This window comes from Labrys sedimenti (assembly GCF_034424805.1).
Lineage (GTDB): Bacteria > Pseudomonadota > Alphaproteobacteria > Rhizobiales > Labraceae > Labrys > Labrys sedimenti.
Window position 1 is genome coordinate 1 of record NZ_JAXOUF010000036.1, and the last position, 26,338, is coordinate 26,338.

Genomic DNA, 26,338 nt, shown 5'->3' on the forward strand with positions numbered 1-26,338 from the left:
CATTAAAGGCACGGCGCGACCTGCTAGAAAGTCTGCTTACCGATGATCCAAGCGGATTATTTCGCACTGCTGCGTAGCTTCCTCGTTTGCTAGGAATAGACGTGCCGATATCCCACCCTTGCCGGTTGCTTCACTTATGCGACGGGGTTGACGTATGAAACGCCGATGCGCTGCCCATAGTCAGGAGGCAGCGTATCTCATCATTGAAGCGAATGGATGCTCCAGCGTTGAAGGCTTCGATGAAGGCGTTGTCCGTGGGCTTTCCCGGACGTGAGAAGTCCAGGGTCACGCCCTTGGCATAGGTCCAGAGGTCGAGATCTCGTGACACGAACTGCGTACCCTGATCCACCCTGATCGTCTTTGGATAGCCGACTTGCCTGCACCCCCGCTCCAATGTCTGCACCACGTCTTCGCCGCGATAGCTGTGACGCCGATCAAGCGCCGGGACATAGCGCGAGAAGGTGTCGACGACCGTCAGAACCCGCAGCTTCTTTCCGGTCGCGAGTTGGTCGTGAACAAAATCCATCGCCCAGACATCGTTGGGCCCTACAGCCTACTGCCGATCCAAAGCGACTGATCTTGCCGATGCTGGAACGGTTCATTGCCACCGATCAGGGCTTCGCCGAGGCCCACCGACTTATCTCGTAGACGGCACCGCATGTCATCGGCACAGCCGCGTCATGCCCATGCACAACCTGCCCTCTGGATGGAGACGATGCATGGCTGCATGGTCATCACTCGGCTGGCTTCTCTTTCACCACCAGTTTGGCGCGCTGCCTCCGGGGTGACCGGCCATTCAGCACCATGTAGGCGACAAGCCCGATCACCAGCCCCCAGAAGGCCCCGCCGACGCCGAGCATGCTGATGTTCGCAGCCGAGGCGAGGAAGGTGATGAGCGCCGCCTCACGTGACGCTAGGTCCGCCATGGCACCGGCGAGGCTTCCGCCGATGGTGCCGAGCAACGCCAATCCGGCTAGCGTAGTGATGAAGGTCGCCGGGAACGCCATGAAGACCGCCGCGAGCGTCACCCCGAACACACCGACCAGCACATAAAAGACGCCCGCCGCGATCCCGGCGATCCAGCGCTTCGAAGGGTCCTCATGCGCTTCCCGTCCTGTGGCGATAGCCGCCGTGATCGCGGCGATGTTGAAGGCGTGCGAACCAAATGGAGCCATGATAAGCGAGCCGAGCCCGGTCACGGTCACAATAGGATTGGCGCTCGTCTTAAACCCATCGTTCCGCAGCACCAGCATGCCCGGCATGTACTGCCCAGTAAGGGTGATGAGAAACAACGGCAGCGCCACGCTCAGAAGGGCGTTTAGCGAAAATTCCGGCATGGTAAAGATCGGCGTGGCGAGCTTGAGTTGCAGGTCAGACAGATCGACGCGATCCTGCGCGAGCAGAAAGACAAACCCGATCATCAATATGCCGACCACAGCGTAGCGCGCAGAAAAGCGCTTCAGCAACACATAGGCGACGATCAGCAACCCGACCAGAACCGGATCGCTACTCGCCCCACCAAAGGCTCCGATGCCGAATTGGAGCAGAATCCCCGCGAGTAGCCCTGAAGCGATACCCGGCGGGATCAGCCGGATGACCTTCTCGAAATACCCCGAAAGCCCGAGCAAGACAAAGGCGACAGCCGAGATGATGTAGGCGCCCACCGCTTCGGCATAGGGCGTTGTAGCAAGCGCAGTGACGAGAAAGGCCGCTGCCGGCGTCGACCAAGCCGTGATGATCGGTTCGCGATAGCGCCAACTCAGGAAGAGGCCAGTCAACCCGACGCCGATCGAGACCGACCACACCCAGGACGCCGTCAGTTCGGGGCTCAGACCGGCCACCTTTGCCGCTTGGAACACCAGAATGAACGTGCCACCATAGTTGACGATGACCGAGATAAGCCCGGCGACGATGGGATGGGCAAGGTCATTCAATTGAAGAGGCGATGGTGACGGACTGCTCGGCATGGTTCTCACGAATCTCCTGAAACCGGGGCTTGGAAGGGAAAAGGATGCCTTGACATCTAGCCGACAAATGGACTGATGCATCCAGCCATTTATTCACTATGAGCCAGACCATTTGTTCAAGCATTCCCAATTGGAGACCGTGAAGGCATGGCTGGCCCATCCCGGGCATGCGGCTATGCCACGTCATGCGCGGATACAGCGGGCGATAAGGCAATTGATCCTCGATGGGGCGATCGGCCCTGGTAAGCCGCTTCCGGCCTCGCGCGGACTAGCCCAGTCTCTCGGCGTCTCGCGCGACACGGTAGAAGCCGCCTATGCCCAGCTTCACGCGGAGGGGTTTATCGAACGGCGCGTCGGCAGCGGTAGTTTCGTGGCCGAGATGACTGAGTTCGCACCCGGCCATCGGCGATCAAGACGAGATGCACTGTTGCGCAACGAGGCTCCAAACCTCAGCAAGCGAGGCGCTGCCATGTTCCGCGGCGGCGGCGTCCGCGAGACACTGTCACCTCGGCCATTAGCGCCTGGCGTGCCGGAAACGCGCTCTTTTCCGCTCCCGCTTTGGGAGCGGCTCGAGCGGCAGGTATTGAAGGAAGTCGGTACGCAGGCCTTGCTACATGGCGATCCGCAAGGCTCAGAGCCGTTGCGGCGGGCGATCGCCGACTATGTGAACCTCGAACGCGGCGCGCGCGCGACGGCCGAGCGGGTGATTGTGCTCACCAGTTCGCAGCAGGCGCTGACGCTGTGTGCGAACATGCTGTTCGATCCCGGCGACCAGATCTTCATCGAAGACCCAGCCTATTACGGTGCGCGCAAGGCATTCGAAGCTGCGGGGTTGGAATGCCTCGCTGTTCCCGTCGATGGCCAGGGGATCATGCTCGAACAGATCATGGACGACCCGAGAAGGATCAAGGCCGTGTTCCTCACGCCTTCCCACCAGTTTCCGACCGGGGTAACGCTGACGCTGGATCGCCGTCTCGCTCTGATCGAATGGGCAGCCCGACATCAGGGCTGGATCATCGAGGACGACTATGACAGCGAGTTCCACTATGCCGGAAAGCCGATGGCCTGTGTGCAGGGTCTCGATCCGAACGGCCGGACCATCTATATCGGCACCTTCACCAAGTCCCTCTTTCCCGGCCTGCGGATCGGCTACGTTGTCCTGCCGCCGCAACTGGTGAAGCCGATGACCGTGGCGCGAACACTGCTGGACGGGCATAACGCATCCGTTGCGCAACTGACCTTGGCCCGGTTCATGGAGGGCGGGCATTTTGGGGCGCATGTCCGCACCATGCGCGGAATCTATGCCCAGCGGCTCGACGTGTTGGCCGAGCTAGTCCGCAAGCATCTCTCCGAATTTGTCGAGGCGCGCGTCCCCATCGGCGGGCTGCAAATGCCCTGCGTGTTGACATGTGACCTGCCGGAACGCGCCATTGTCGACACAGCGCGGCGGGTCGGCGTCGAGTTGCTGGGATTGTCCGCACTGCATGCTGCCGGCGGAGGCAACGCCGGATTTCTGATGGGCTTCGCCGCCTATACACCGGCTGAGCTTGAGGCCGCCGTCAAGAAAATGACTAGGGCGTTTCAGGCGATTTCTACTAACTAGAACGTCCGCTATTCGCCATGGCGAAAGCTCATTTCGAGGCGGCTCCGGTAGCCGTATGAATGAGCCAGCCCATACGCTCACCATGTTCCGGCAAGCGCAGTACCGGCCAGAAGGGCTCTGTCGCAAAGTTGGATTGTAGACGGGCGTGGGCCGACCTGATCCGGTTCAGAGGGAGAGGATTTCGAACCGCTCGGCAAGGGACGGTGCTGGATTGAAGACATACCTCGCTTGTCGTTTGCACATCATATGAACCATCTCGATGCCAGACGTGATCGTCACCGCACAGGCCATTGATTTGAAGCCAAGCATCGACCGGATCTTCGCAGGGCTCGCCGGCAAAGGGCCGAAGCCCGAGCGGATCATGATCGACGCGACGCACCTGAAAGCCCATCGCACGGCGGCGAGCCTGTTCAAGAAGGGGCTGTTCCCCGCCGTATCGGACGCACCAAAGGCGGGTTGAACTCCAAGCTGCACACCGTCTGCGACGACGAGGGCCGTCCGATCGTCATGCTGCTCTCGGAAGGCCAGATGAGCGATCATAAGGGCGCACGCCTCAGGGCAGGGCCACGCACGATCTGCATCGTGGCCAGTGTCGTGATGAGCGCATTGATGTGGAATTTCGCAATGACGAAATCGTTGACGAAGCCTACGAAAGTACCGCAGGCAATTGCCGCTACAAGGCCGAGCAGGATCGACCCGGTCGCGTTCGTCGACGGAGCATAGCGGGACGCGATTGGCGCGATATGGCAAGACGGGCGGCCTACCTATGCACGAAATGCTCGCAACGGCGTGCGATCTCGCCATCGGCTTGATGTCGGCTTGCGTGTGCGGGGCGGTCCGGCCTCCGATCTGCGGGAGCCCGCCGAGCAGCCGGTGTCTGTCCTCGGGCCGGCGTCGCGCTTCGGCGTCTGGCGCCTCATGAGAGCGATCGGGATGCAGGGTGACGGGAAGGCTGGCTATGCAGGCAGAGGCGGTTCACGGGGACGTGTCATCAGAGCATGCGCACGATGGCATGATCTTCGTGAGAGCCGGAATCTTCTGGATGGGCTCGGATCATCACTACCCCGAAGAGAAGCCGGCTCATCGTGTCAGCGTCGAGGACTTCTTCATCGATGAGACCCCTGTCACCAACGCACAGTTTGCCGAGTTCGTAGCCGCGACTGGACATCGCACATTTGCCGAATTCGCGCCCGACCCTCGGGACTATCCCGGTATCCTGCCGGAGATGCTGTATGCAGGGTCGCTCGTCTTCCAGGAGCCGGCGGGACGCGTCGATCTCCGCGACTGGTCGCAATGGTGGTCTTTCCTGAAGGGCGCCAGCTGGCGCCAACCCTATGGGCCGCGCAGCAGCATTGCAGGGCTGGACGATCATCCCGTTGTCCACGTAACCCACCACGACGCATTGGCCTATGCGCGATGGAAGGGCAAGGATCTCCCAACGGAAGCGGAGTGGGAGTTTGCCGCCAGAGGGGGCCTCGAACAGGCCGAATATGCCTGGGGCTCGGAACTGACCCCCGATGGTCGGCATATGGCCAATACCTGGCAAGGATCGTTTCCGACGCTCAATCGCAAGCTCGACGGATACTCCCGCACTTCGCCCGTAAGGGCCTTTCCGCCCAACGGATACGGTCTCTACGACATGATCGGGAACGTCTGGGAGTGGACGTCCGATTGGTTCGCCCCAAAGCACGAGGCGGACGCGACGAAAGCCTGCTGCATACCCAGAAACCCTCGCGGGGGGCTCGAGGCCGCCAGCTATGATCCGTGTCTCCCCCACATAAAAATCCCACGGAAGGTTTTGAAGGGCGGATCGCACCTGTGCGCTCCGAACTACTGCCGCCGCTATCGACCGGCAGCCCGACATGCCGAGGCGATCGATACATCGACAAGCCATGTCGGGTTCAGATGTGTTGTCCGGAACGGAGAATTGAATGAAACGGCCTCCTAGTCACAAATTCAGAGCGCGCTGGTTGGGCGCAGGCACGACGCTCCTGATGTTGGGATCGCCCGTGATGGCCCAGGAATCGCTGCCGTTTCCATCAACGCCCTCGGGGAGCAAGGCCGGGCCAACGATCGCGGAATCGACCTACAGCCCCCTGCCGGTGAAGTCGCATCTTCCCGCCAATGCGCCCAACATCGTCGTGATCATGCTCGACGACGTCGGCCCGGCGCTTCCGAGTACCTTCGGCGGCGTGATCGAGACGCGGACGTTGAGCCGCGTCGCCGGGGACGGGGTCACCTATAACCGCTTCCACAATGCTGCGATGTGCTCACCAACCCGCGCGGCCCTGCTGACCGGGCGCAATCACCATCGCGTCGGCTCCGGCCAGATCACCGAACTGGCGAACGACTGGGATGGCTATTCCGGCCGGATCCCGCGCACATCCGCGACTGCGGCGAAGGTCCTTGGCTATTATGGCTACGCGACGAGTGCCTTCGGAAAGTGGCACAACACGCCGGCCAACGAGACCACGGCCGTCGGCCCCTATACGAACTGGCCGGCCGGCCAGGGGATCGGCTTCGACTACTTCTACGGTTTCCTTGCCGGAGAATCCTCGCAATGGGAGCCTGCGGTCGTCGAAAACACGGTCCGGGTGAATCCGTCCGAAGGGAAGACAGAATATCACTTCACCGAAGACATGACCGACAAGGCTGTCACTTGGATGAAGCAGGTCCACGCGCTGACTCCGGACCGGCCCTTCTTCATGTACTGGGCCCCCGGAGCCTCCCATGGTCCGCACCACATTTCCAAGGAATGGGCGGACAAGTATAAGGGCAAGTTCGATGAAGGCTGGGACGTCATGCGCGAGCGCGTCTTCGCCCGACAGAAGGAACTCGGCTGGATACCGAAAGACACCGAGCTGACGCCGCGGCCGAAGACGCTTGCCGCATGGGCCGATATTCCCGAGGATGAAAAGCCGTTCCAGCGTCGGCTCATGGAAGTGTTCGCCGGATACACTGAACACGCCGATGCGCAGGCCGGCCGGTTGATCGACGCCCTGGACGAGCTCGGCATCCGCGACAACACGCTCGTCTTCTACATCTGGGGCGATAACGGCTCGAGTGCGGAGGGCCAGAACGGTACGATCAGCGAATTCCTGGCGCAGAACGGCATTCCGTCCGAGATCAAGGATCACATTCGGACCATGAACGAACTCGGCGGGCTGGACGTGCTCGGGTCGCCCAAGGTGGACAACATGTACCATGCCGGCTGGGCCTGGGCTGGCTCTACCCCGTACCGGTCGACAAAGCTGATTGCCGCGCATTTCGGCGGAACGCGCACGCCGCTCGCGGTGTCCTGGCCAAGCAGGATCAAGGCGGACAAGACGCCGCGTCCGCAATTCCATCACGTCAACGATATCGTGCCGACGATCTACGACATCCTGCACATCACGCCGCCGAAGCTCGTCGACGGCATCAGCCAGGATCAGCTCGACGGCACCAGCATGGCCTATTCCTTCATGTCCTCGACGGCACCGGACCACAAGAAGGAGCAGTATTTCGAGGTCATGGGCAGTCGCGCCTACTACAAGGACGGATGGATCGCGTCGGCATTCGGGCCGAGGGTGCCCTGGCAAGCGGGCGTCGATCCCTCGATCATGACATGGTCGCCGAAGAACGATGTCTGGGAACTCTATGATCTCAAGAAGGACTTCTCGCAGGCCAAGGACGTCGCCGCCGCCAATCCCGGCAAACTCGACGAGCTGAAGAAGGCTTTCGAGGTAAGCGCGAAAGATAATAAGGTCTATCCGGTGGGCGGCGCGCTATGGTCCGCGATCTTCCACCCGGAAGACCAGCCATCCAATCCTGCCAAGACGTTCAACTACACGCAGGAGGTCGTCGGCGTTCCCGAGTTCACCGCGCCGAAGCTCGGATCGCGTAGCAACCTCGTCACCATCGATGCGGATTTGCAGCCCGACTCGAAGGGTGTGCTCTACGCACTTGGGGCCGTCTCGGGCGGCATCGCCCTGTGGGTCGAGGACGGGAAGCTCCACTACGAGTACAATCTGTTCGAGATCGAACGGACGCGGCTGGAGACGTCAGCTCCGCTGCCGACCGGGAAGGTCAAGATCGAGGTTGAAACAACGCGCAAGGCCAGCGGCGCCCGGCCCGCGCCTCTCGACATCGTCATCCGCGTTGACGGCAAAGAAGTCAGCAAGGGTCGTGTCCCACGCTCGGCAGCGGGCACCTTTACTGCCAATGATGCCTTTGACGTCGGCCGAGACAGCTATTCCCCGGTCTCGCTTGCGTATTTTGATCGCAAGCCCTTCGCCTTCAATGGCACGATCCAGCATCTGAAGGTCGAATATCTGAACTGAGCGCCGACCAGCTGGAGGTGGCGAGCAAGATCTTCGCCGCCTCCTTCCAAGTTCCGACAGTGCGGAAACTCCACTTTCCAGAGCCGGGTAGAGGCACATTCCGGCCGAAGCCGCTGCTGAATCACGAAAGGGAAATTCGATGCTGAGACGAGTTGCTTTTGTTTCTGCCGCTGCACCTTCGACGCCGCTGACTCCGCCCCAACGGAATTGAGTACTTATGTATCTGAAGGATAAGAAGTGACAAAAATATTCGCCAAGATTGCCCAGGCTGCCATGGGCGCCACGTTCTTAGCGCTGACCTCACTTGGGGTGCAGGCCATGCCGACCTCTTACGCCCTGTCACAGACAACGACATACAGCGTCATAAAAATCGCGGGCGGATGCGGTTTCGGCTTCTATCGCGGGCCGCTCGGCGGCTGCGTCCGGGCTGGCAGGGGCGTGGTCATTGCGCCGCGACCCGTGGTTGTCGTTCCTCGGCCGGTGGTCGTCGCGCCGCGGCCGGTTGTGGTCGCTCCCCGCACGGTCGTTCGCCCGCGCCCCGTCGTCATCGATCGGCGGCCGATTGTGATCCGTTGAGCCCTGCCATGTTCGAGGACATAAGTCTGAGTTGGAGGAAGTAAAAATCATAAATATTTGAGCTTCATGGCAGTGCTTGTAGCGGGCTTCGGATTGCTGCTTGGCCCAGGAACAGCGCAGGAAAATCCCGTTACGGCCATCGACATTGCGCTGGAACCGGACGCAACTGAGTGGTTCTGTCGCAAACTGGGCGTCAACCTTGTGACGGCATCAGTGTTCGCCTCATTCAGAGGATGACTTCATGTTTTCAGGCCGCCATTTCGACCGCTCGGTGATCCTGCTGTGCGTGCGTTGGTATCTGGCCTATAGTTTAAGCCTGCGTGATCTGGAAGAAATGATGGTCGAGCGCGGCATCCGGGTCGACCATTCCACGATCCACCGCTGGGTCGTTCGCTTTTCACCGCCGTTGCTGGAGCGATTCAACCTGCGAAAGCGCGCAGTCACCGGGAAGTGGCATGTTGATGAGACGTACATCAAGGTTCGCGGCCGTTGGATGTATCTGTATCGCGCGATCGACAGCGTCGGCGACACTGTCGAATTCCACTTCAGCGAGCACCGCGATCTGATGGCCGCCAAGCGCTTGATCCGCACGGCATTGAAGCGTCACGGCAGACCCGAGTGCATCGTCATCGATGGAAGCCAGACCAACCCGCAGGCCATTATCGCCTGTGGTAGTGAAAGCCGACTGCGAAGCGAGGCACGGTTGGAGCTGAAGGCTATCGGCATTCGCAACAGCCAATATCTCAACAACCGCATCGAGCAAGATCACCGTCGCATCGAGCGACGGATCCGGTCGATGCTTGGCTTCAAATCAATGGCCTGTGCGGTGATGATCACGTCTGGCATCGAGATGGTTCATATGATGCGCAAACGATAAGCGAGGTATGTCTTCAATCCAGCACCGTCCCTTGCCGAGCAGTTCGAAATCCTCTCCCTCTGAACCGGATCAGGTCCGCCCAAGCCCGTCTACAATTCAACTTTGCGACAGAGCCCCTCGATGTGCCTGTGTCGGATCAGCGGGTGAGGTGCTCCTCCTCCCACCAGCTGAAGAGAATGTCGCGCAGCGCCGCGCCGTCTTCGTCGTAGAGGTCGCTTCGCTTGAGCGCGGTGAAGAGGGCCTGCTCCTCCTCGTCGAGCGGCACGTCGAGCAGCGTGGTGCGGAGCGGCGCATTGACGAACTCAGCGACATAGGAAGTATCGCGCCGCAGTTCACGTTCCACGCGGATCTGCTTCTGGCGGAAATCGGCGACCGTGCGCTGAGTGCGCCAGCTCGGCAGGGCGGGAACGGCGGCGAGATCCTCCTCGGTCGCCTGCATGATGATGATCCGCGCCGGCTTCAGCGCGAAATTGCTAGTGCGCATGATGTCGGCGCCGCAGATGTTGGGCACCGCCAGCACGTCCATCAGCGCCAACAGGTCAACATGGTCGCCGGGCCTAGAAGCCTGCCGGGTGATGTAGGGGCGTGCCTTGTCGTCGACGCCGGTGCACATGAACAGGTTGAAGGAATCGTGCACGTCGTCCGGCGTCAGGCCGTATTCGCGCTGCGCCTCGGCTTGGATGTCCTGGCAGTTAGTGTGGGTGCAGAAGCCGTAGAGCGACTCATAGAGATTGGCGCTGCAGCGCGGGAACATTACGTCGTTGGCGTTCGCCGTGTCGGCGGCGATGAACATCATCGCCCGCTCGCGCGGCGGGGCGGACCACAGGAAATCGCCGACGGTGGGGTGCAGGCCGTGCAGCGTGCGGGTGCGGCCGGTATGGAAATATTCCTTGTAGTCATGGAGGTTGAAGCAGTTGAAATCGAGGCACTGACCGCCCTCGATCTGCTCTAGCCGGATAATCTGGCCCTTGCGGACCTCCAGCGCCTTGCCGGTGCCGGGCTCAAGAACGAAATCGAGAAGGATGTCGCGCGCCATGATCGCTCCCTCAGCCGACGGCCGCGTTCGGGCGGGCGCAGGCATCCTGCTCGGGCAGGTGGCGGGCAGCGTAGCGCCGGAGCGCGTGCCGGACGAGCGCGGCCCGGTCGGTGGCGACCCCGGTCGCCAGGGTCCGGTCGATCAGTTCGAGCTGCTGCTGGTTCAGCGCCATTTGCACAATGCGTGTAGCCATGGAAGGTCCTGACCATCTCTCGTGAAGGATGCGAAATATTGTATACGTGATTTTCAAGATAAAAGGCAATCCAGAATCCAAGTTCGGCCAATGCGTCCGGAGTAGGAATACGCGTTTACGGCCTGCTTGCCTCGCTGGCGCCTGCCCGGTATCCCATGATCACGTATTCCCAAGAATGCGGGATACCCGTAGAGGCAGGGACATGGAGAATTCGTCTCGATCCGACATTGCCTATCAGGCACTTCGACGAGCCATCATCGAGCAGGCCCTGATGCCGGGGACGAAGCTGCGCGAGGATGAGATCGGCGCCCATTTCGGCATCAGCCGCACGCTGGTGCGCGCCGCGCTGATGCGGCTGAGCCAGGAAGGGCTGGTCGAGATCAAGCGCAAGCGCACGGCCACCGTAGCGATTCCGAGCCTCGAGGAGGCGCGGCAGATCTTCGAATTGCGCCATTGTCTGGAACAGCAGGTGATACGGCGTCTGGCCGCGCATTGGCGCCCGCAGATGGGCGATGCGCTGGAAGCCCATGTGAATGAGGAAGAGGCCGCCGCCCGCAGTGGCGACACGGCTTCTGCCAGCCGGCTGGCAGGTGAGTTTCACATCGTCCTTGCCCAACTGGCAGGCAACGCGCTGCTCATGCGTTACCTCTCCGAAGTGGTTTCGCGCTGCTCTCTGATCCTTGCGGTCTATGGCCGGCCCCATGTGGCGGAATGCGCGACGGCCGAGCATCGGGGCGTCATTGCGGCACTACGCGCGGGCGATGTGGAGGCCACGATCGGCATCATGAAAGAGCACCTTCACGCAGTGGAGACGCGCGCCCTGCCGAAGCCCCAAGAGATGGCAGATGTGAGAATTTCCGACATTCTGGCGCGTTACAGCGCGGCCCGCTGAGGCCCCGTCACCGGCGCGTGGCGTAGGTCCGCGTGTCCTTCCCGCCGCCGCAGAATCCTTTCCCTATGCCCCGTCGCCCGGTGGGCTTGCCGTGTCTCGCAGCCGTGCAGGCGCCGCATGAGGCCGGAGCTCGGTGTAGACTGGACGATCCAATCTCGACAACCGGCGCCACTGGCGCACGTTTTATGTGCAACTTCGAGGTCCGGTTGCACATATTGTATTCTTGAATATCTTCATCATGCATACGAGAATTATAAAATCCTGGCTTAAAGTGTACGCGACGGCGTACCCTCCAGCCGCAATTCGGTCGAGGCGCAATGTTTTGCTCGCATGAGTTCTTCGATTTTTCCGGGCTCACCGCCCGCCAGCGCTACAAGCTGCTGATCGGCACCGTCGTGCCGCGCCCCATCGCGCTTGTCACCACGATCGATGAGGAAGGGCGCGTAAACGCCGCGCCCTACAGCTTCTTTAACTGCCTATCGGCGGACCCCGCCATCGTCGCGCTCGGGGTGGAGAACCGACCGGACATGGCCTTCAAAGACACGGCGCGCAACGTCCGGCTGACCGAGGAATTCACCGTCAACATCGTCTCGGACGCGCTAGTCGAACGCATGAATGTCTGCGCCGTGCCGTTCCCGGCCACGGTGGACGAACTGGCCGAGGCCGGGCTGACGGCGGTGCCGGGTACGCAGGTGAAATGCCCACGCATCGGCGAGGCGCCGGCGAGCCTGGAATGCCGGCGCTACCTCACGCTGGAGGTCGGCCGCTCGCGCGAGATCATCCTCGGGCAGGTGGTCGCCGCCCATATCCGCTCCGACGCGGTGGACGTTGATAACCACTATGTCGACCATGCCGCGCTGGATGCGGTCGGCCGCATGGGCGGACACGGCTACGTGACGACCCGCGACTATTACGACCTGCGGACCATGACGGTGGACGACTGGCAGAACGCCCCGCCACCGGTGCGGATCGTCCGACCGGCCGTGCCCGAACCCATCGTCTCAAGCGCGCAGGTACAGCCGGCCAAATAACGATGCCGGGCGCGCGACGCCCGACAAGCAGATACCCGCCGGAGCGGCCTATCGTGGCGACGGGCGCGGCGGAGGCTTTTCCGGTCGGAAGGGAGTGACATCCATGGCAGCAGCGATGACGGCATCAATCAATCGGCGCGGCCTCCTCAAGGGAGCTGCCCTCGGCTCGACGGCGCTCGCCTTGGCCCGCTGGTCGGGCCCTGCCCGCGCGGCGGAGGGGCTCGTCGTTGGCGTCGTCTATGTCGGCCCACGCGGCGACTTCGGCTGGAATCAGTCGCACGCGACGGCGGTCGAGGTGCTGAAGAAGGTGCCGGGCGTCACCGTCGTCGAGGAGGAGAACGTCCCCGAGACGCTCGCCGTCTCCAACACGATGCGGTCCATGATCGAGATGGACGGCGCGAAGTTGATCTTCGGTACCTCCTTCGGCTACTTCAGCCCGTTCATGATCGATCTGGCGAAGCAGTACCCCGACGTGCAGTTCCGCCATCCGACGACGCTCTGGTCGGCCGAGAGGCATCCTGCCAATCTCGGCGGCTACTTCGCCTATCTCGACCAGGCGCACTATGTCGACGGCGTGGCCGCCGGCCTTTCCTCCAAGACCGGCAAGATAGGCTTCATCGCCGCCAAGCCGATCAGCCTCGTGCTGCGCAACATCAACAGCTTCATGCTCGGCGCGCGGCTCGGCAATCCGAATGCGACGGTCAAGCTCATCTTCACCGGCGACTGGTCGCTGCCGGTGCGCGAGGCGGAGGCAGCGAATGCGCTGGCCGGCGCCGGCTGCGACGTCGTGGCCTGCCATGTCGACAGTCCGAAGGTGATCGTCGAGACGCTGGAGCGGCGCGGGGTGAAAAGCTGCGGCCACAACGCCTCGCAGGCCTCGCTCGCGCCCAAAGGGTTCATTACCGGCGCCGAAAACAAGTACGAGACCATCTACAAGGGCTTCGCTGAGGCGCTAGTGAAGGGGGAGAAGATACCGAACGTCGCGGTCGGCGGCTATGACAAGGGCATGGTGACGAACACCCCCTACGGCGCCGGGGCGACCGAGGAGGCGCGCCGCGCCGCCGACGCCGCCATTGTGGCGCTGAAAACGGGCAAGCCGATCTTCGTCGGCCCGATCAAGGACAACAAGGGCAACGTGATCGTCGCGGCTGGCAGCTCGCTCGGCAATTATGCACCGGAGCTGGAGACGACCAACTACCTCGTCGACGGCATCGAGGGCTCGGTGACCTGACGCCACGACGACGTGGCGCGGAATGCGGGCGGTGCGGGATCGCCGCCCGGCACGGCAATCTCTGGAGTACGGGTCAGGATGGAAAAAGGCGCCGTTTCGGGAGCTGAGCCGGGGACCGGCCTGACGGAGCCGCTGCCGCAGGGCGGAGGCCGCCTGCGCCGGGCCGCCGAGTTCGTCGCGGTCCCGGCCTTCGCGCTCCTCGTGGCGGCGGCGCTGTTCTCGGCGATGCTGCTGGGAATGGGGCAGTCTCCCCTCGCCTTCTTCGAGCTGCTATGGCGCGGCGCCTTTGGCAGCGCCTTCTCCTGGCAGAACACGCTCCAGCGCGCCGCGCCGCTTATCCTCACCGCGCTCTGCGTGGCGCTTCCCGCCCGCGCAGGGCTGATGGTGATCGGCGGCGAGGGTGCCTTCGTCGTCGGCGGGCTCGTTGCGGCGATCGCGCCGCTGCCGTTTCTCGGACTGGCGCCGGCACTGGTGCTTTTGGCGCTGATGGCCACCGCCGGGATGCTGGCCGGGGCGCTGTGGGTCGGATTGGTCGGCGTGCTGCGCTACCGGCGTGGGGTCAACGAGACGATATCGAGCCTGCTGCTCACCTATATCGCCGTCGCCGTGCTCTCCTTCCTCGTGGAAGGTCCGCTGCGCGATCCCACCACGCCCAACAAGCCTTCCACCCACCCGATCGGCGCCGAAATGATGCTGGCGCCGATACCCGGCACCTCCGTGCATTGGGGGCTGGTGGCCGGCATCGTCGCATGCGTGTTCGCGCATCTGCTGATCAACCGGACGAGCACGGGCTTCGCCATCCGCATCGCCGGCGGCAACCCGCGCACGGCGCTCGGGCAGGGATTGCCGGTCGGAAAGCTAATAGTGCTGTGCTGCCTGCTCGCCGGCGGCGCGGCCGGGCTCGCCGGTTTCTTCGAGGTGGCGACCGTGCACGGCGCCGCCAACGTATCTCTGGTGGCGGGCTACGGCTTCACCGGCATCCTCGTGTCGTTCCTCGCCCGCCACAACACGCTGGCGATCCCGCCGGTCGCCATCCTGTTCGGCGGCATCGGCGCGGCGGGCGGGCTGATCCAGCGACGGCTCGGCCTGCCGGACGCCACGGTGGCGCTGCTGGAGGGCGTCATCTTCGTGACGCTGCTGACCAGCGAGACGCTCTACGGGCGCTTCGCCCTGTTCCAGCCGCGTGGCGCGAGGCCGGGCCCATGATGGATGCCGACTTCCTCACCGTCCTCATCGCCCTGCTGGCCGGCGCGATCCGCGTCTCGACGCCCTTCCTCTTCGTCTCGCTCGGCGAATGCCTCACGGAGAAATCGGGGCGGGTGAATCTGGGGCTGGAAGGCACGCTCGTATTCGGCGCCATGGCGGCCTTCGCGATCTCCTACCACAGCGGCGACCCGTGGCTGGGCGTGGCCGCCGCCGCCGGGTCGGGGCTCCTGATGGGCGCACTGCACGGGGCGATCTGCCGGCTGCCGCGCGTCAACGACATCGCCATCGGCATCGCTATGATGTCGTTCGGTACCGGCCTCGCCTTGTTCCTCGGCAAGCCCTACATCCACCCGAGCGCGCCGCGCCTGCCCGCGCTACCGCTGGGCGACTGGCTGGGCGTGCCGGCGCTGGCGCAGATGCTGGATGTGAGCCCGCTCTTTCTCGTCGGCCTCGCGCTCGCCTTCGTGCTCGACTGGGCGTTCCGCAATACGCGGGCGGGTCTCGTGGTGCGGGTGACGGGCGATGACGCGGCCGCCGCCCGGGCGCTCGGCATTGGCGTCGACCGGGTGCGCCTGTTCGCTACCGCGCTCGGCGGGGCGAGTGCGGGCGTGGGCGGGGCCTTCCTCTCGCTCTGCTATCCCGGCAGTTGGAACGAGGGCCTGTCCTCCGGCCAGGGCCTGATGGCGGTGGCGCTGGTCATCTTCGCGCGCTGGCAGCCCCGGCGCTGCCTGCTCGCCTCGCTGTTCTTCGGCGCGGCCAGCGCGCTCGGGCCGGCGCTGCAATCGGTCGGTATCACGGCGGGCTACTATTTCCTCAACGCCGCGCCCTATGTGCTGACGCTGCTGATCATGGCCGGCTCGGGCAGCGCCCGCCGCGCAGCGCAGTACGCGCCGGGCGAACTCTCGATCAACCGGTGAGGAGAGGACGATGAGCGCCGAGGCTTCCCTCATCACCGCTCCGGATGCGTCCGGGACGGGCGCCATCGCGCTGGAGGCGATTGGCCTGTCGAAGCTATTCGGCAGCTTCCGGGCGCTCGACGGCGTGTCGCTGAAGGTGTCGGCCGGCGAGTTTCACGCGCTGCTCGGCGAGAACGGCGCGGGCAAGTCGACGCTGGTCAAGTGCCTGATGGGCTTCCATCGTGCCGATGAAGGCACGGTGCTGCTCGGCGGGCGCGAGGCGGTGGTACGTAACCCGCGCGAGGCGCAGGCGCTAGGGCTCGGCATGGTCTACCAGCACTTCACGCTGGTGCCCTCGCTTACGGCGGCGGAAAACCTCGTCATCGCGCGGCGCGACGCGCCCGCCGTCATCGACTGGGCGGGGGAGCGGGCGCGGATAGAGACCTTCCTCGAGCGTACGCCCTTCCGCGTGCCGCTCAACCGGCGCGTCGGCGGGCTCTCGGCAGGCGAGCGGCAGAAGCTCGAAATCCTCAAGCTGCTCTATCTCGGCCAGCGCTTCATGATCCTCGACGAGCCGACCTCGGTGCTCGCGCCCGCCGAGGCCGACGAGATCCTCGGCCATCTCAAGGCGATGACCGAACGCGGGGAGATCACCGTGCTGATGATCACCCACAAGTTCCGCGAGGTGCAGGCCTTCGCCGACGCGGTTACGGTACTGCGGCGCGGGCGCATCGTCGGCGGGGGGCACGGGCTCTCGATCCGTGAGATGGCGACGCTGATGGTCGGCGAGGTCGCCGCGAGTGCCGGGGCGGCGGGAAAGGCCGCCCTGCCGGAGCGCCGCGTCATGCCCCTCCCCGCCGGCGAGCCGGCACTGGAGCTAGCCGGACTGTTCGCCGAGGACGATGACGGCCGGCCGGCGCTGCGCGGCGTGAGCCTCAAGGTGGCAGCGGGCGAGATCGTCGGCATCGCCGGCGTCTCCGGCAACGGGCAGGCCGCGCTGGTCGAGGCGTGCTGCGGGCAGCGCCCGCTTTCCTCCGGCCAAATCTCCGTCGACGGGCGCGACTTCGTGCCGACGCGTCGTGCTTTCCACGCGGCCGGGCTGTTCGTCGTGCCGGAGGAGCCGCTGAAGAACGCCACCGTGGCAGGCATGTCAGTCGCCGACAACGTCGTCTTCCGCCGCTTCGAGAAGCCGCCGCTGAGCCGGCTAGGCTGGTGGCTCGACCGGCGCGCGATCCGCGCGGAGGGAGGCGAGCTGATTGCCCGCTTCCGCGTTGCCAGCCCCTCGCCCGACACGCCGATCGGCGCGCTGTCGGGCGGCAATGTGCAGCGGGCGGTGCTGGCGCGCGAACTCTCGGCGGAGCATATCGCGGTGCTCATCGTCGCCAATCCCTGCTTCGGGCTCGACTTCGCTTCGGCGGCGGAAATCCGCGCTCGCATCCTCGCCGTGCGCAATGCCGGCGCGGCGGTGCTGCTCATCTCCGAGGATCTCGACGAGATCCTCGACCTCTCCGATACGGTGGCGGTGATCTCGCACGGGCAGATCGTCTACAAGGCGCCGATCGCCGAGGTCGACCGGGGCACGGTGGGCATCCACTTCGCCGGTGGGTCAGAGAGGTAGGGAGACGACGAACATGGTTGCGCTTTGCTGAATCGATCTGTGTTCCTCACGACAGCAGACGGTTGCGTTGCAAATTTCTGGGAAGGTAAAAGGGCGATGTCACGTTATCTGCATATGAATGCAATGAGACTTTTGCGCCGATCTCAGCTGACGACGGTCACGGCCTTCCATTCCGCCATGGCCTGCAGACGATGAATGTGGATGGCGAGGGCAGAGCGGTTAGAGCTGGGTGGGACGAAGAGATTTCTGAGGGCAGAGAAGATCGAGACGAAGTGCTGCAGGCCACCCGGCGATCGGAAGCCCTGCATCGTCCGCTCCCTCTTTCGTTGCGGCACATGCGAATTCTCGGCACGGTTGTTCAGACCTCTGTGCGATCGGTGCCCGACGTCCGGCATGACCTGCCTCCGCGCTGCGCCATAGGAGCCAGCTTGTTGGTGATCATCCGCTTCGGCGCGACGCCCTGCTTCTTCGACAGCCGCGTCAACAATCGCTTGGCAGCCGTGGTGTTGCGGCGGTTCTGAACGATCTCGTCGGGTTCTGTCGCAAACTGGGCGTCAACCTTGTGACGGCATGAGTGTTCGCCTCATTCAGAGGATGACTTCATGTTTTCAGGCCGCCGTTTCGACCGCTCGGTGATCCTGCTGTGCGTGCGTTGGTATCTGGCCTATAGTTTAAGCCTGCGTGATCTGGAAGAAATGATGGTCGAGCGCGGCATCCGGGTCGACCATTCCACGATCCACCGCTGGGTCGTTCGCTTTTCACCGCCGTTGCTGGAGCGATTCAACCTGCGAAAGCGCGCAGTCACCGGGAAGTGGCATGTTGATGAGACGTACATCAAGGTTCGCGGCCGTTGGATGTATCTGTATCGCGCGATCGACAGCGTCGGCGACACTGTCGAATTCCACTTCAGCGAGCACCGCGATCTGATGGCCGCCAAGCGCTTGATCCGCACGGCATTGAAGCGTCACGGCAGACCCGAGTGCATCGTCATCGATGGAAGCCAGACCAACCCGCAGGCCATTATCGCCTGTGATAGTGAAAGCCGACTGCGAAGCGAGGCACGGTTGGAGCTGAAGGCTATCGGCATTCGCAACAGCCAGTATCTCACGGATGTATTTGACAAGGGCGATCTTGTTCGAATGTCCGGGAAGTTGCCACCTGGGCATTCGTCCAGGGCGTTGTGCCCGACAGACGGGCGAGGAAGCGTCGCGCGCAGCAAGGTCAAGGCTGGCCGGCAGGCCACCGCGCGGTATGCGCGGCTTGGCCTTGACGGAGCGAGCACGTCGCTATCATTCGTCGCCAGTGGGATGGGACAACAAAGCTGAATTTGCTATTGTGTCGCGGCTCGGGTGACCGCGTGGCAAAGAGCAGGATCGAGGTTGTAAGCCTGTCGCGCAGCCTATGTTCGTCGCACCTCATGTGCGGCACCCGAGCACCCTTTCGGTGATTGCTGTTTCCATGTAGCGACGAAGCGTCGGTAGATTTCCTCGGCGTTGCCGATCGTTTCGCGCTCGCAGTCACGCAGCGACTTGTTGCTGTAGTCAGCAGCCGATCCCTTTGCCCTGCCGCCACGATGAGACGGATAGCCGGCAGTCAATGCCAGTTTTCGGAGCTTCCAGTGCAGGAGTGCCGAGCGGCTCCAGGTGTAGTCCTCGTCCTTGGTCAGCATGTGCCAGACGATGACCGCCAGCTTGCGTGCTGTCGCGACCGCGGCAGCGTGTCTGCCGCGCTTGTCTCGGATGCGTATGAAGAAGGCGCGCAATGGGCCGGGCACGCCGGCAATGACCCATGCGGCTTCAACCAGCATTGATCGTGCGTGGGCTCGGCCCTGTTTTGTGATACGACCGTGATAGGCTGGCTTGTCGCCGGACTGCCGAACCCGCGGGTTGAGCCCGAAGTAGCTGATGAGCTTTTCCGGAGATGAGAACCGCTTGATGTCGCCGACGGCCGCCACGATACTCAATGCCACCGTGACGATCGAGTTCATCGACATGGCGCAGGACGACACGCCGCTGATCCTCGGCGAGCGGTTGAGCTTCCAGCCAAGTCCTGCCGCGCTTCGAAAACAGCGTGCCTTTGTAGGGTGGGATCAGATTGGCCTACAGAATCGAATGAACCCGGTTCTTGAGACGGGTCATCTGGGAAACGAGCTGTGCTCGTTCGGCCACCACGCGACGACGCGTCTCGGTTTCTTCGTCCGGCATCCAGACTTCAGGCCGAAAGCCGCACGCGTGGAGCTTGGCCAAAACCGCCGCGTCGATCTTGTCGGTCTTGACCTTGGCCCAGGCGATCGCCCGGACCAGGATCGGATTGGCGATGACCGCCCGCTTCACAAAGGGCGACAGCAACCGGACGATCGCGCTCGTATTGCCTGTCGCCTCGATGACGATCTCGTCATCCAGCTTGAGCTTCGTGGCGAACTGCAACAGGCGGCTGCGTTCGAGATCGATCCTCCCCGCATCCCGGATTTTGCCTTTCTCCAAGACGGCCATTTGAGCGAATGATCGGTAGACATCAAGGGCAATGATTCTCATTCACGGCTCCTTTCCAGGGTCAGCAACCCAAACCCTTCGCTCAAGCAGCAATTCGAGGCCATCGTCGCCTGAAATCCGCCCGCGGGCTGGTCAATCTCCGCCCGCCTGGAAATTTGCAACACAACCAACTTCGATGCCGCTATGGCAGCAACAAGTTGCTGATTTGGAAACAGCGGAAATACCGCGCGGCCCTATAATTCTGGAAGTTGATGTCCTGTGATAGGTGGTCTTCTTCACTCAGTGCTTTTAACGTTCACTACTTTGGGGAGGCAGGAATGTTGTGTGGTAGGTCAGAAACATGGGGGCCGCAGGTCTTCCTCGATGGCGCTGGGGTGGCCTTTACCCATACCGGCCCCAATGCGACCGGGTTTGTACAGCCGGAGCATATGTTCCATCTCCATCTCACCGCCAAGCCTCAATGGAGTATTGCAGTCAATAGTGATCGAAAATCCACCGGTTTTGCGCCGGTTGGGGCGATCGACATCGTTCCCGCGGGGAGTAGTGCGTCTGCGAGTTGGAATATATGCCAGCAGAGTTTGCGGGTAGACATCGACCAAGCTCGTCTTAAGCGGTTGGCTGGTACTGAATTTGACAACGAAACGTTCGAATTGCGACCACCCAAGTTAGGGTTTATCGACGTGCAACTCCACACTGTGGCGACGTGGGCAAAAAGCGAGCTAGAAGGGTCGAAATCCGGAGAGTTGCTTGACGCTATCGTTACAATTTATTCAATACACTTGCTTCGAACTTATTCAACTCTGAATAAATCCCCTCTCCCAAGGACATCTGGTGGGTTATCTTCAGCGACTTTGAAACGAGTTACGAGTTATATACAGGAGAACTTGGCAGAACACCTGTCGCTTGAACTTTTGGCAGAAATTGCTCGTCTGTCCCCAAGCCATTTTAATCGGTCTTTCAAGAAAAATACCGGCCAAACACCACATCAATTCATTATCGCGGCTCGAATGGCCCGCGCGCGTGATCTCATTCTCAAGACAGACACGCCCTTCAACGAGATCGCTAAGGAGGCAGGCTTTGCTGCTCACACTCATATGGCAGCGCTGATGAGGCGTGAGTGGGGAGTAACGCCGTCAGAAATCCGACGAGGGCGATAAAGCCGTTGTCGTTGCCGAGTGAACTCGCATAAATGCATAATGTGGTAAGGTGACTCGAATGCCTGTGGGCGACGGATGCAACATCGGTCGCGGCCGATCAGCTCAAATCGATCGAGCGCATCGAAGAAGACGACTTGAGACGCCATGTCCACGATTGGCTGCTCGCCAACAAATACGCCAAGCAACTCAGGGTGTTACACTTCAGGACGCCGATCGAGGCACTCAAACACATCGGTGCCAAAAACCCGAGTTGTTCGTTCGTTCACCAACTCATGACACGCTGGCACTAAACATCGAGAAAATTCACTCAAAATTGTTACGGCTTCTGCTTCTACCGGAAACCTCACACTCCAATAGAGCATCGTGCCGAAAAGAGGGCGACGGCTTTCGCCGGGATCGCACCGACAGCAAAGAGCTGCAGCGCCGGATTGCATGTGTAGATAGGGCCTGATGCTGCGGGAATTCGTCAGCGCCCCTTTTTGTCACGTACCGCTCCTACGCAATATCGCCAGGATCGCAAAAGCGGCACAAGCCGCCGCAGCCACATAAGGAAGGCCATGCAACGTTAGATCCATCGCCAACCCGGCGGCGCTAGGACCGACAAAGGCACCTACTCCCCACGATAGCGAAAGAACCGCGTAGATGGAAACGAGGTCTGCTCCTTGAAACCGGCTCCCGATGAGCGCCATCATTACCGTATAGATGCCAACAAACAAGCCACCCCATAGGAAAAGCAGTGCGTAGGCAAGCAGTGGCGTTCCGATCGCGTAAGGCCAGATTAGCGCCCCAATGGTTGACGCTAGCGCGAGACCTACAACCAGCTTTCGGCGGTCCATTTGGTCACCAAGCCAACCTATCGGGAGTTGGAGAACGATTGCTCCCAGCAGCAAAACGGAAAGCAGCATAGTTGCCGATTGCTGATCCCAACCGAGCCGCATGGCATAAAGCGGCAGGAATGACATTCCGGCCGTTTCCAAGGCCGCATTCACCAATGCCGCCAACAGTGCCAGCGGAGCTAGGGCGACGTAGCGAAATGGATTCGTGTGGCTCGGGCGCTCGAACGCGGGCGCCCGAACCCATGGCATTGCTACTGTCAACAAAGCGACAAGGGCAATGCCTCCAGCAATTAGAAACGGGGTCGGACCTTGGGCTCCAACCACAGTCAGAATCATCGGACCAAGCGCAAAACCGAGCGAGAGGGAAGCCGTATAGGTCGCCATGGTGCGCGTACGGTTTGATTCGTCGCTGAGCTGGCTCAACCACGTCTCGGACATCACGAACATGGTCTCCGAGGCAACGCCCAAAGCCAGTCTCAGGGGGAACCACCACAAGACGGAGGGTGCAATTGGAAATAGCGCCAATATGGCTCCTGCCGCCAGCAATGCTGCCGTTATCGGGAGCTTTGGTCCCACCCGCCAAGCCAGCCGGGGCAGCAGCGGAGCGGCAACCAGCACACCGACGGCGTGCATGGCGGCATTCGCGCCAATTGAACTCTCGTCAAAACCCATCTGCGTTAAATTCAGCGCAAGCAGCGGAGCGCTGAGCCCGTAACTGAGCCCGAAGATGAGCCCCGTCATCACCAGCGAGATGATCGCCGGGAAGCTCGATCGGGTCGGCTGCCCTTCCTCGACCAATGCACGACGCTGACGTACATAGCGTTTGCGGGTTTCCCGCAAACGGACGAGCCATCTTTCGCGGCGTCCCTCAATGATATGCTGCAGCGTCTGGGCATAATCGAGGATCAAGCCCGGCGTCCAGGTCATCGCCTCGGCTCGAGCCCGCCACAGGGCAAGCAACCACATGGCGGGGTCTGTCAGCAATAGGAACAACTGTTTCCAGGGGCGCTCCTGCCCGAGGGCACCTTCGACGGCAGCGTCAAGGGAAAGGGCAACTGTCGACGAACAATTTCGGTTGGTCAGATTATAAATTGGCTCGGCCTGATAGCTGGCCAGAAATGCACGGACGGAGGCACTGTTGTAGCGATGAAAGACGACTTCCTGATCGGGGCAGCGCCAACTCGCGCATTCTTCTTCGAAGGAGGAGCGAAATCGTCCCGGCACGTTGTTTTCCGGCCCAGCCCGCAGCAGCCGCCCAAACTCTTCCGGCGAATGATCCATATCATCGGCTGGACATAGGCTGACATAAATGTTTGGCGCCAACGACATCGCAGCATGGCCAGTCGATATGACACCGCCTTGATCGATTGCTGCGACATAGCGATCGATTAAAAACCTGCGTTGAGGGTTCACGGCCGAACCGATAGGCGTCCACACGTGAACCGTTAGACCTTGCTCGTTATTCCATGAAGTAGGCTGCTCATGCGAAGGATGAAGAATACCGCGTGCGTGCCAGTTCGGCCCAGCAAAGAGAGGCAAATCGGTTACCGACGCGCCAATCTTGAGCCGCCTCAGTTGCACGCTCAGTCGAGCCAGACTCCAAGCAGCGGCGATCAACGCCACACCAATGCAGAACGGAACAGTCTGTCGGTGCGGCACAGGCCAGGGCGCCCAGACAAGGACGCCTATAATAACCTCAAAGAGGCCGACAAGGACCGCTTGGCGCCAGCGGACTGAACGAATGAGAGCCGCACCGGCCCAGCGGAAGATTCCGTCGAAAACCAAGGCCGCACCAAGCACGATGGTGGCGACAATGTTGTCATCCCAAGGAATGTCGACGGCCATGAAGCCCAGGGCGAAAAATCCCAAAGCTTTCAGGACAGGAATAGTGGCGTTCGGAAAGCCAATCGCCGCCAGTGCAAGCAATCGGACCGCGCCCTCGATGATGAAAAGGAGGCCGATGACATCTGTCGTGATAATGATCGCGGTATCGAAGAGATCAGCTATGAAGATCAATCCGAGGACCAGACATAAGCATGACAGCGTTGCAATTACCCACCAATATTTGCGTAAGGGGCCGGCGCCCATTAAGAGAAGAATGAGTCGGATCACAAACCAGCCTTTCCGCGATTACTGCCATGTCACCCGCACGATATCGCGAGCAGGAAATATCGGGCTCTGCCACGCCCTACGCCTTTAATGATCAGGACCTAAAAAAGCCCGCGGCATCGAAAATCCCATGCACCAAACGCTACTGCCGCCTGACGGCCAAAATACCGTCCAAATCGTGTCAAATGGAAAATTCGTCGAAACCTCGTTCGACGCTCAACGGCAGCGTTTGTAGATCACCGACTTCCCCATCCCGTACCCCTCAGGATTGTAGATCAACAGCCCCTTGTCCTTGGCAAATTCAAAGTTGTCCACATTTCCTTCCTGCACATAGTGAATTGCGCCATAACCACGCGGACTGTCGCCGGGCGAGAAATATGCCGCCTGCGCTTGCTGACCTTTGTATTGAAGGGTTCTGGCGGTGAAGGTCACCGTCGCCCCTCCACATTTTCCGCCTTCAGCCCACACGCCTTGCGCTGCTTTTGGTATGGGTGTGTTCCCGGCGACAGCCGCACTGGACACAACGGCCGCGCCGGCAATCACAGCAGTGAATAAAATACGCCGCATCGTCTTTCTCCTAATCCCAAGCTCGATTGTCCGTGCTTGTGACATAGCTCTGGTTGGAACGCGCCAACCGCGCAATGAAGCGATCGTTTGGTCTATGAATAGCCAAGAACCCCTCACCGAGTTTCCTTCTCATTCAAAGGAGGTTTGATCCGGCTCGGGAGGACCGTCGTTCCCCTGCCCCTGAAACGTCGTTTGGCCCGGTTCCGGAGGAGCATCGAAAGTTTGTTGCCCACGGAAAGTCGTCTGTCCCGGCGCCGGGGGAGCATCGGCAACGCGCTGCCGCTGGAAGGTCGTTCGCCCCGGTTCAAGTGGCGCAGCGAAATAGGTTCCATGCGAACGATAGGATGTCGTCTTGCACCCTGCCAACCCGCATGCAGCCAAGACGACGAGAGAAATTGGGATAACTTTCCTCAATTCAACTCCTTTACCGAAACATCGACCGTGCAGCGCTTTGTACATTCCTGCAACGGCCTCGTTCTATCTGAACATTCATGATTAAGGGTACCGAGTTGGTGCGGATTAACAGCACCCCATCAAAAAGGTGCCTTCAAGCCGAACAGAACCCCGTTTGCCGATCGCAGATCGGCCTCGTACTGGAGGCGGCCTTTTTGAAAGGACATCTCCTCGCCGCGCTAGCTTGAGGCCCCCTAATCTCCAGCACCCGCGCAGACCTCCCGACATTGCACGATCATGGAGGTGATATAAAGGACCAACGAGGATCAAAGTGAAACATCAATCGGTAAATCTCGAAACAAAAAAGTCATTTTTTGAAAATATAGTCATTTTACGAAATTATACAGAATTATTCGTTCTATAACTACTTTAGTAGAATTATGATTTTTGGGATTTCCTTGGCGCGAGATGCATGATTTATGCGGAGTCGGCTTTGGTGGAGGCTGACGATCGATGGAGATTAGCGAGCTGACCTTGAGCGATGACTAGCGCCGTATCTGGAAATCTGGGCAACTAGGACAGGGGGTTGCATTGCAAGTTCCGGGAAGGCGGAAGACAGCGCTCCACCGGATGGATTTCGGTCGGCAATGGCCTCGACCTGTCCCTTGAGAGAAGAAGCAGGATTGAATGCGAAACGACCCTGGCGCTTGCACATCATGTGAACCATCTCGATGGCAGCCGAGGAGAATGACGGCCTGATGGTCAACCGCTAGCCCGTACACGTAATTCCCGATAGTCCCCGGGATGTCGTTCTCGGCCAGGAACGTCATCCAAGCCGTGCCGACGAATTCCCGGTCTGCGATCAATCCGGCGATGGCCTTGGCACCGAATACGGAGCAGAAACGCGACAGCAGGGCCTCGCGATGAGCCGTGGTCGAGTTGCCGGCTCTGTCGAGCACGTCCCACATCACAGGGACGGCGATGCCGTTGTGAACAACGCCGAGCATCAGGACATTGACGTCGCGGCGCCCGAACTTCCAACTCGTGCGGTCGAGGGCCAGAAGCCACGGACCCGATCCGACCCGCGCGACCCTGACGACGACGCGGGCTGGTTGATCGCTGTCCAGCGAAACCTGCTCGAAGAAGCGCTGGAGACGGCGATAGTTTGAAGCAATCTCGGCCCGTGTCGGGAACATGCCGGCAAGGTGGCTCAGATTGACCGTACGCGACAGCAGAACACCGATGACAAGTACGCAGAAGCTCTCTAGGTGACCGACTCATAACTTCGTATCCAGATACGGATTGAAGCGAGTTGGATTGAAGCGAGAAAGTTGTCGTC

General features: G+C 61.3%; 17 protein-coding genes and 9 pseudogenes. 15 read left to right on the forward strand and 11 right to left on the reverse strand.

The window, feature by feature from the left end; all coding sequences use genetic code 11:
- Positions 1-226: 226 nt before the first annotated feature.
- Positions 227-553 (reverse strand): annotated as a pseudogene (locus U1R88_RS33900) (DDE-type integrase/transposase/recombinase); the annotation flags it as partial.
- Between U1R88_RS33900 and U1R88_RS35790 the strand changes: the two are divergent.
- A pseudogene (locus U1R88_RS35790) lies at positions 550-648 on the forward strand (DUF2274 domain-containing protein); the annotation flags it as partial. The pseudogenes U1R88_RS33900 and U1R88_RS35790 sit on opposite strands and share 4 nt — an antisense overlap.
- A gap of 86 nt (positions 649-734) precedes the next feature.
- Here the strand turns inward: U1R88_RS35790 and U1R88_RS33910 are convergent.
- Positions 735-1,967, reverse strand: a complete 1,233-nt coding sequence (locus U1R88_RS33910) for a benzoate/H(+) symporter BenE family transporter (protein WP_322435284.1) — start codon at positions 1,965-1,967, stop codon at positions 735-737.
- Positions 1,968-2,079: 112 nt separating this feature from the next.
- Here U1R88_RS33910 and pdxR point away from each other — a divergent pair, with 112 nt between their 5' ends.
- A complete protein-coding gene (gene pdxR / locus U1R88_RS33915; RefSeq protein WP_322435285.1) occupies positions 2,080-3,570 on the forward strand; it encodes a MocR-like pyridoxine biosynthesis transcription factor PdxR in 1,491 nt (496 codons plus the stop codon).
- A 165-nt stretch (positions 3,571-3,735) separates the two neighbouring features.
- Here the strand turns inward: pdxR and U1R88_RS33920 are convergent.
- A pseudogene (locus U1R88_RS33920) lies at positions 3,736-3,891 on the reverse strand (IS6 family transposase); the annotation flags it as partial.
- 37 nt (positions 3,892-3,928) lie between these two features.
- On the opposite strand from U1R88_RS33920, the pseudogene U1R88_RS33925 reads away from it, so the two are divergent.
- Positions 3,929-4,119, forward strand: a pseudogene (locus U1R88_RS33925) (IS5/IS1182 family transposase); the annotation flags it as partial.
- A gap of 5 nt (positions 4,120-4,124) precedes the next feature.
- Here the strand turns inward: U1R88_RS33925 and araH are convergent.
- A pseudogene (araH, locus tag U1R88_RS33930) lies at positions 4,125-4,283 on the reverse strand (L-arabinose ABC transporter permease AraH); the annotation flags it as partial.
- 299 nt (positions 4,284-4,582) lie between these two features.
- Between araH and U1R88_RS33935 the strand changes: the two are divergent.
- The 4 genes and pseudogenes from U1R88_RS33935 to U1R88_RS33950 all read left to right on the forward strand — a co-directional run.
- Positions 4,583-5,518 (forward strand): formylglycine-generating enzyme family protein, encoded by a 936-nt coding sequence (locus U1R88_RS33935; RefSeq protein WP_425545527.1) that lies wholly within the window; start codon positions 4,583-4,585, stop codon positions 5,516-5,518.
- A complete protein-coding gene (locus tag U1R88_RS33940; protein ID WP_322435288.1) occupies positions 5,502-7,889 on the forward strand; it encodes an arylsulfatase in 2,388 nt (795 codons plus the stop codon). Before U1R88_RS33935 ends, U1R88_RS33940 begins: the two co-directional genes overlap by 17 nt.
- Positions 7,890-8,207: 318 nt before the next feature.
- Positions 8,208-8,465 (forward strand): GCG_CRPN prefix-to-repeats domain-containing protein, encoded by a 258-nt coding sequence (locus tag U1R88_RS33945; protein ID WP_322435303.1) that lies wholly within the window; start codon positions 8,208-8,210, stop codon positions 8,463-8,465.
- A 241-nt stretch (positions 8,466-8,706) separates the two neighbouring features.
- Positions 8,707-9,339, forward strand: a pseudogene (locus U1R88_RS33950) (IS6 family transposase); the annotation flags it as partial.
- Between the two features lie 139 nt (positions 9,340-9,478).
- On the opposite strand, the gene U1R88_RS33955 reads toward U1R88_RS33950, so the two are convergent.
- Both U1R88_RS33955 and U1R88_RS33960 read right to left on the reverse strand, forming a co-directional pair.
- Positions 9,479-10,378 carry an urea carboxylase-associated family protein gene (locus U1R88_RS33955; RefSeq protein WP_322435289.1) on the reverse strand — a complete coding sequence of 300 codons (900 nt, stop codon included), beginning with the start codon at positions 10,376-10,378 and terminating at the stop codon, positions 9,479-9,481.
- Positions 10,379-10,388: 10 nt separating this feature from the next.
- On the reverse strand, positions 10,389-10,571 hold the full coding sequence (locus U1R88_RS33960) for a ribbon-helix-helix domain-containing protein (RefSeq protein WP_322435290.1): 183 nt from the start codon (positions 10,569-10,571) through the stop codon (positions 10,389-10,391).
- 202 nt (positions 10,572-10,773) lie between these two features.
- On the opposite strand from U1R88_RS33960, the gene U1R88_RS33965 reads away from it, so the two are divergent.
- From U1R88_RS33965 to U1R88_RS33990, 6 genes are all read left to right on the forward strand, one after another.
- The gene (locus tag U1R88_RS33965; RefSeq protein WP_322435291.1) at positions 10,774-11,463 is read left to right on the forward strand and encodes a GntR family transcriptional regulator; all 690 of its coding nucleotides are present in this window, start codon (positions 10,774-10,776) and stop codon (positions 11,461-11,463) included.
- Positions 11,464-11,780: 317 nt separating this feature from the next.
- On the forward strand, positions 11,781-12,494 hold the full coding sequence (locus tag U1R88_RS33970; RefSeq protein ID WP_322435292.1) for a flavin reductase family protein: 714 nt from the start codon (positions 11,781-11,783) through the stop codon (positions 12,492-12,494).
- A 103-nt stretch (positions 12,495-12,597) separates the two neighbouring features.
- Entirely contained in the window at positions 12,598-13,725 is a 1,128-nt protein-coding gene (locus tag U1R88_RS33975) for a BMP family ABC transporter substrate-binding protein (RefSeq protein WP_425545526.1), read from the forward strand.
- A gap of 78 nt (positions 13,726-13,803) precedes the next feature.
- Positions 13,804-14,931, forward strand: coding sequence for an ABC transporter permease (locus U1R88_RS33980; protein ID WP_322435293.1), 1,128 nt, complete (start codon positions 13,804-13,806; stop codon positions 14,929-14,931).
- Positions 14,928-15,848 (forward strand): ABC transporter permease, encoded by a 921-nt coding sequence (locus U1R88_RS33985; protein WP_322435294.1) that lies wholly within the window; start codon positions 14,928-14,930, stop codon positions 15,846-15,848. The genes U1R88_RS33980 and U1R88_RS33985 overlap by 4 nt, the downstream gene beginning before the upstream one ends.
- A gap of 10 nt (positions 15,849-15,858) precedes the next feature.
- The gene (locus U1R88_RS33990) at positions 15,859-17,445 is read left to right on the forward strand and encodes an ABC transporter ATP-binding protein (RefSeq protein WP_322435295.1); all 1,587 of its coding nucleotides are present in this window, start codon (positions 15,859-15,861) and stop codon (positions 17,443-17,445) included.
- A 143-nt stretch (positions 17,446-17,588) separates the two neighbouring features.
- On the opposite strand, the pseudogene U1R88_RS33995 reads toward U1R88_RS33990, so the two are convergent.
- Positions 17,589-17,977 (reverse strand): annotated as a pseudogene (locus U1R88_RS33995) (DDE-type integrase/transposase/recombinase); the annotation flags it as partial.
- A gap of 70 nt (positions 17,978-18,047) precedes the next feature.
- Between U1R88_RS33995 and U1R88_RS34000 the strand changes: the two are divergent.
- A pseudogene (locus U1R88_RS34000) lies at positions 18,048-18,557 on the forward strand (IS6 family transposase); the annotation flags it as partial.
- 287 nt (positions 18,558-18,844) lie between these two features.
- Here U1R88_RS34000 and U1R88_RS35795 read toward each other — a convergent pair.
- Positions 18,845-19,979, reverse strand: a pseudogene (locus U1R88_RS35795) (IS110 family transposase).
- 332 nt (positions 19,980-20,311) lie between these two features.
- Between U1R88_RS35795 and U1R88_RS34015 the strand changes: the two are divergent.
- The gene (locus U1R88_RS34015; RefSeq protein WP_322435298.1) at positions 20,312-21,094 is read left to right on the forward strand and encodes an AraC family transcriptional regulator; all 783 of its coding nucleotides are present in this window, start codon (positions 20,312-20,314) and stop codon (positions 21,092-21,094) included.
- Between the two features lie 482 nt (positions 21,095-21,576).
- Here the strand turns inward: U1R88_RS34015 and U1R88_RS34020 are convergent, their stop codons facing one another.
- From U1R88_RS34020 to U1R88_RS34030, 3 genes are all read right to left on the reverse strand, one after another.
- Entirely contained in the window at positions 21,577-24,042 is a 2,466-nt protein-coding gene (locus tag U1R88_RS34020; protein ID WP_322435299.1) for an MFS transporter, read from the reverse strand.
- A gap of 213 nt (positions 24,043-24,255) precedes the next feature.
- Positions 24,256-24,606, reverse strand: coding sequence for a hypothetical protein (locus U1R88_RS34025; RefSeq protein ID WP_322435300.1), 351 nt, complete (start codon positions 24,604-24,606; stop codon positions 24,256-24,258).
- A gap of 938 nt (positions 24,607-25,544) precedes the next feature.
- Entirely contained in the window at positions 25,545-26,195 is a 651-nt protein-coding gene (locus tag U1R88_RS34030) for a hypothetical protein (RefSeq protein ID WP_322435301.1), read from the reverse strand.
- Positions 26,196-26,338 lie beyond the last annotated feature (143 nt).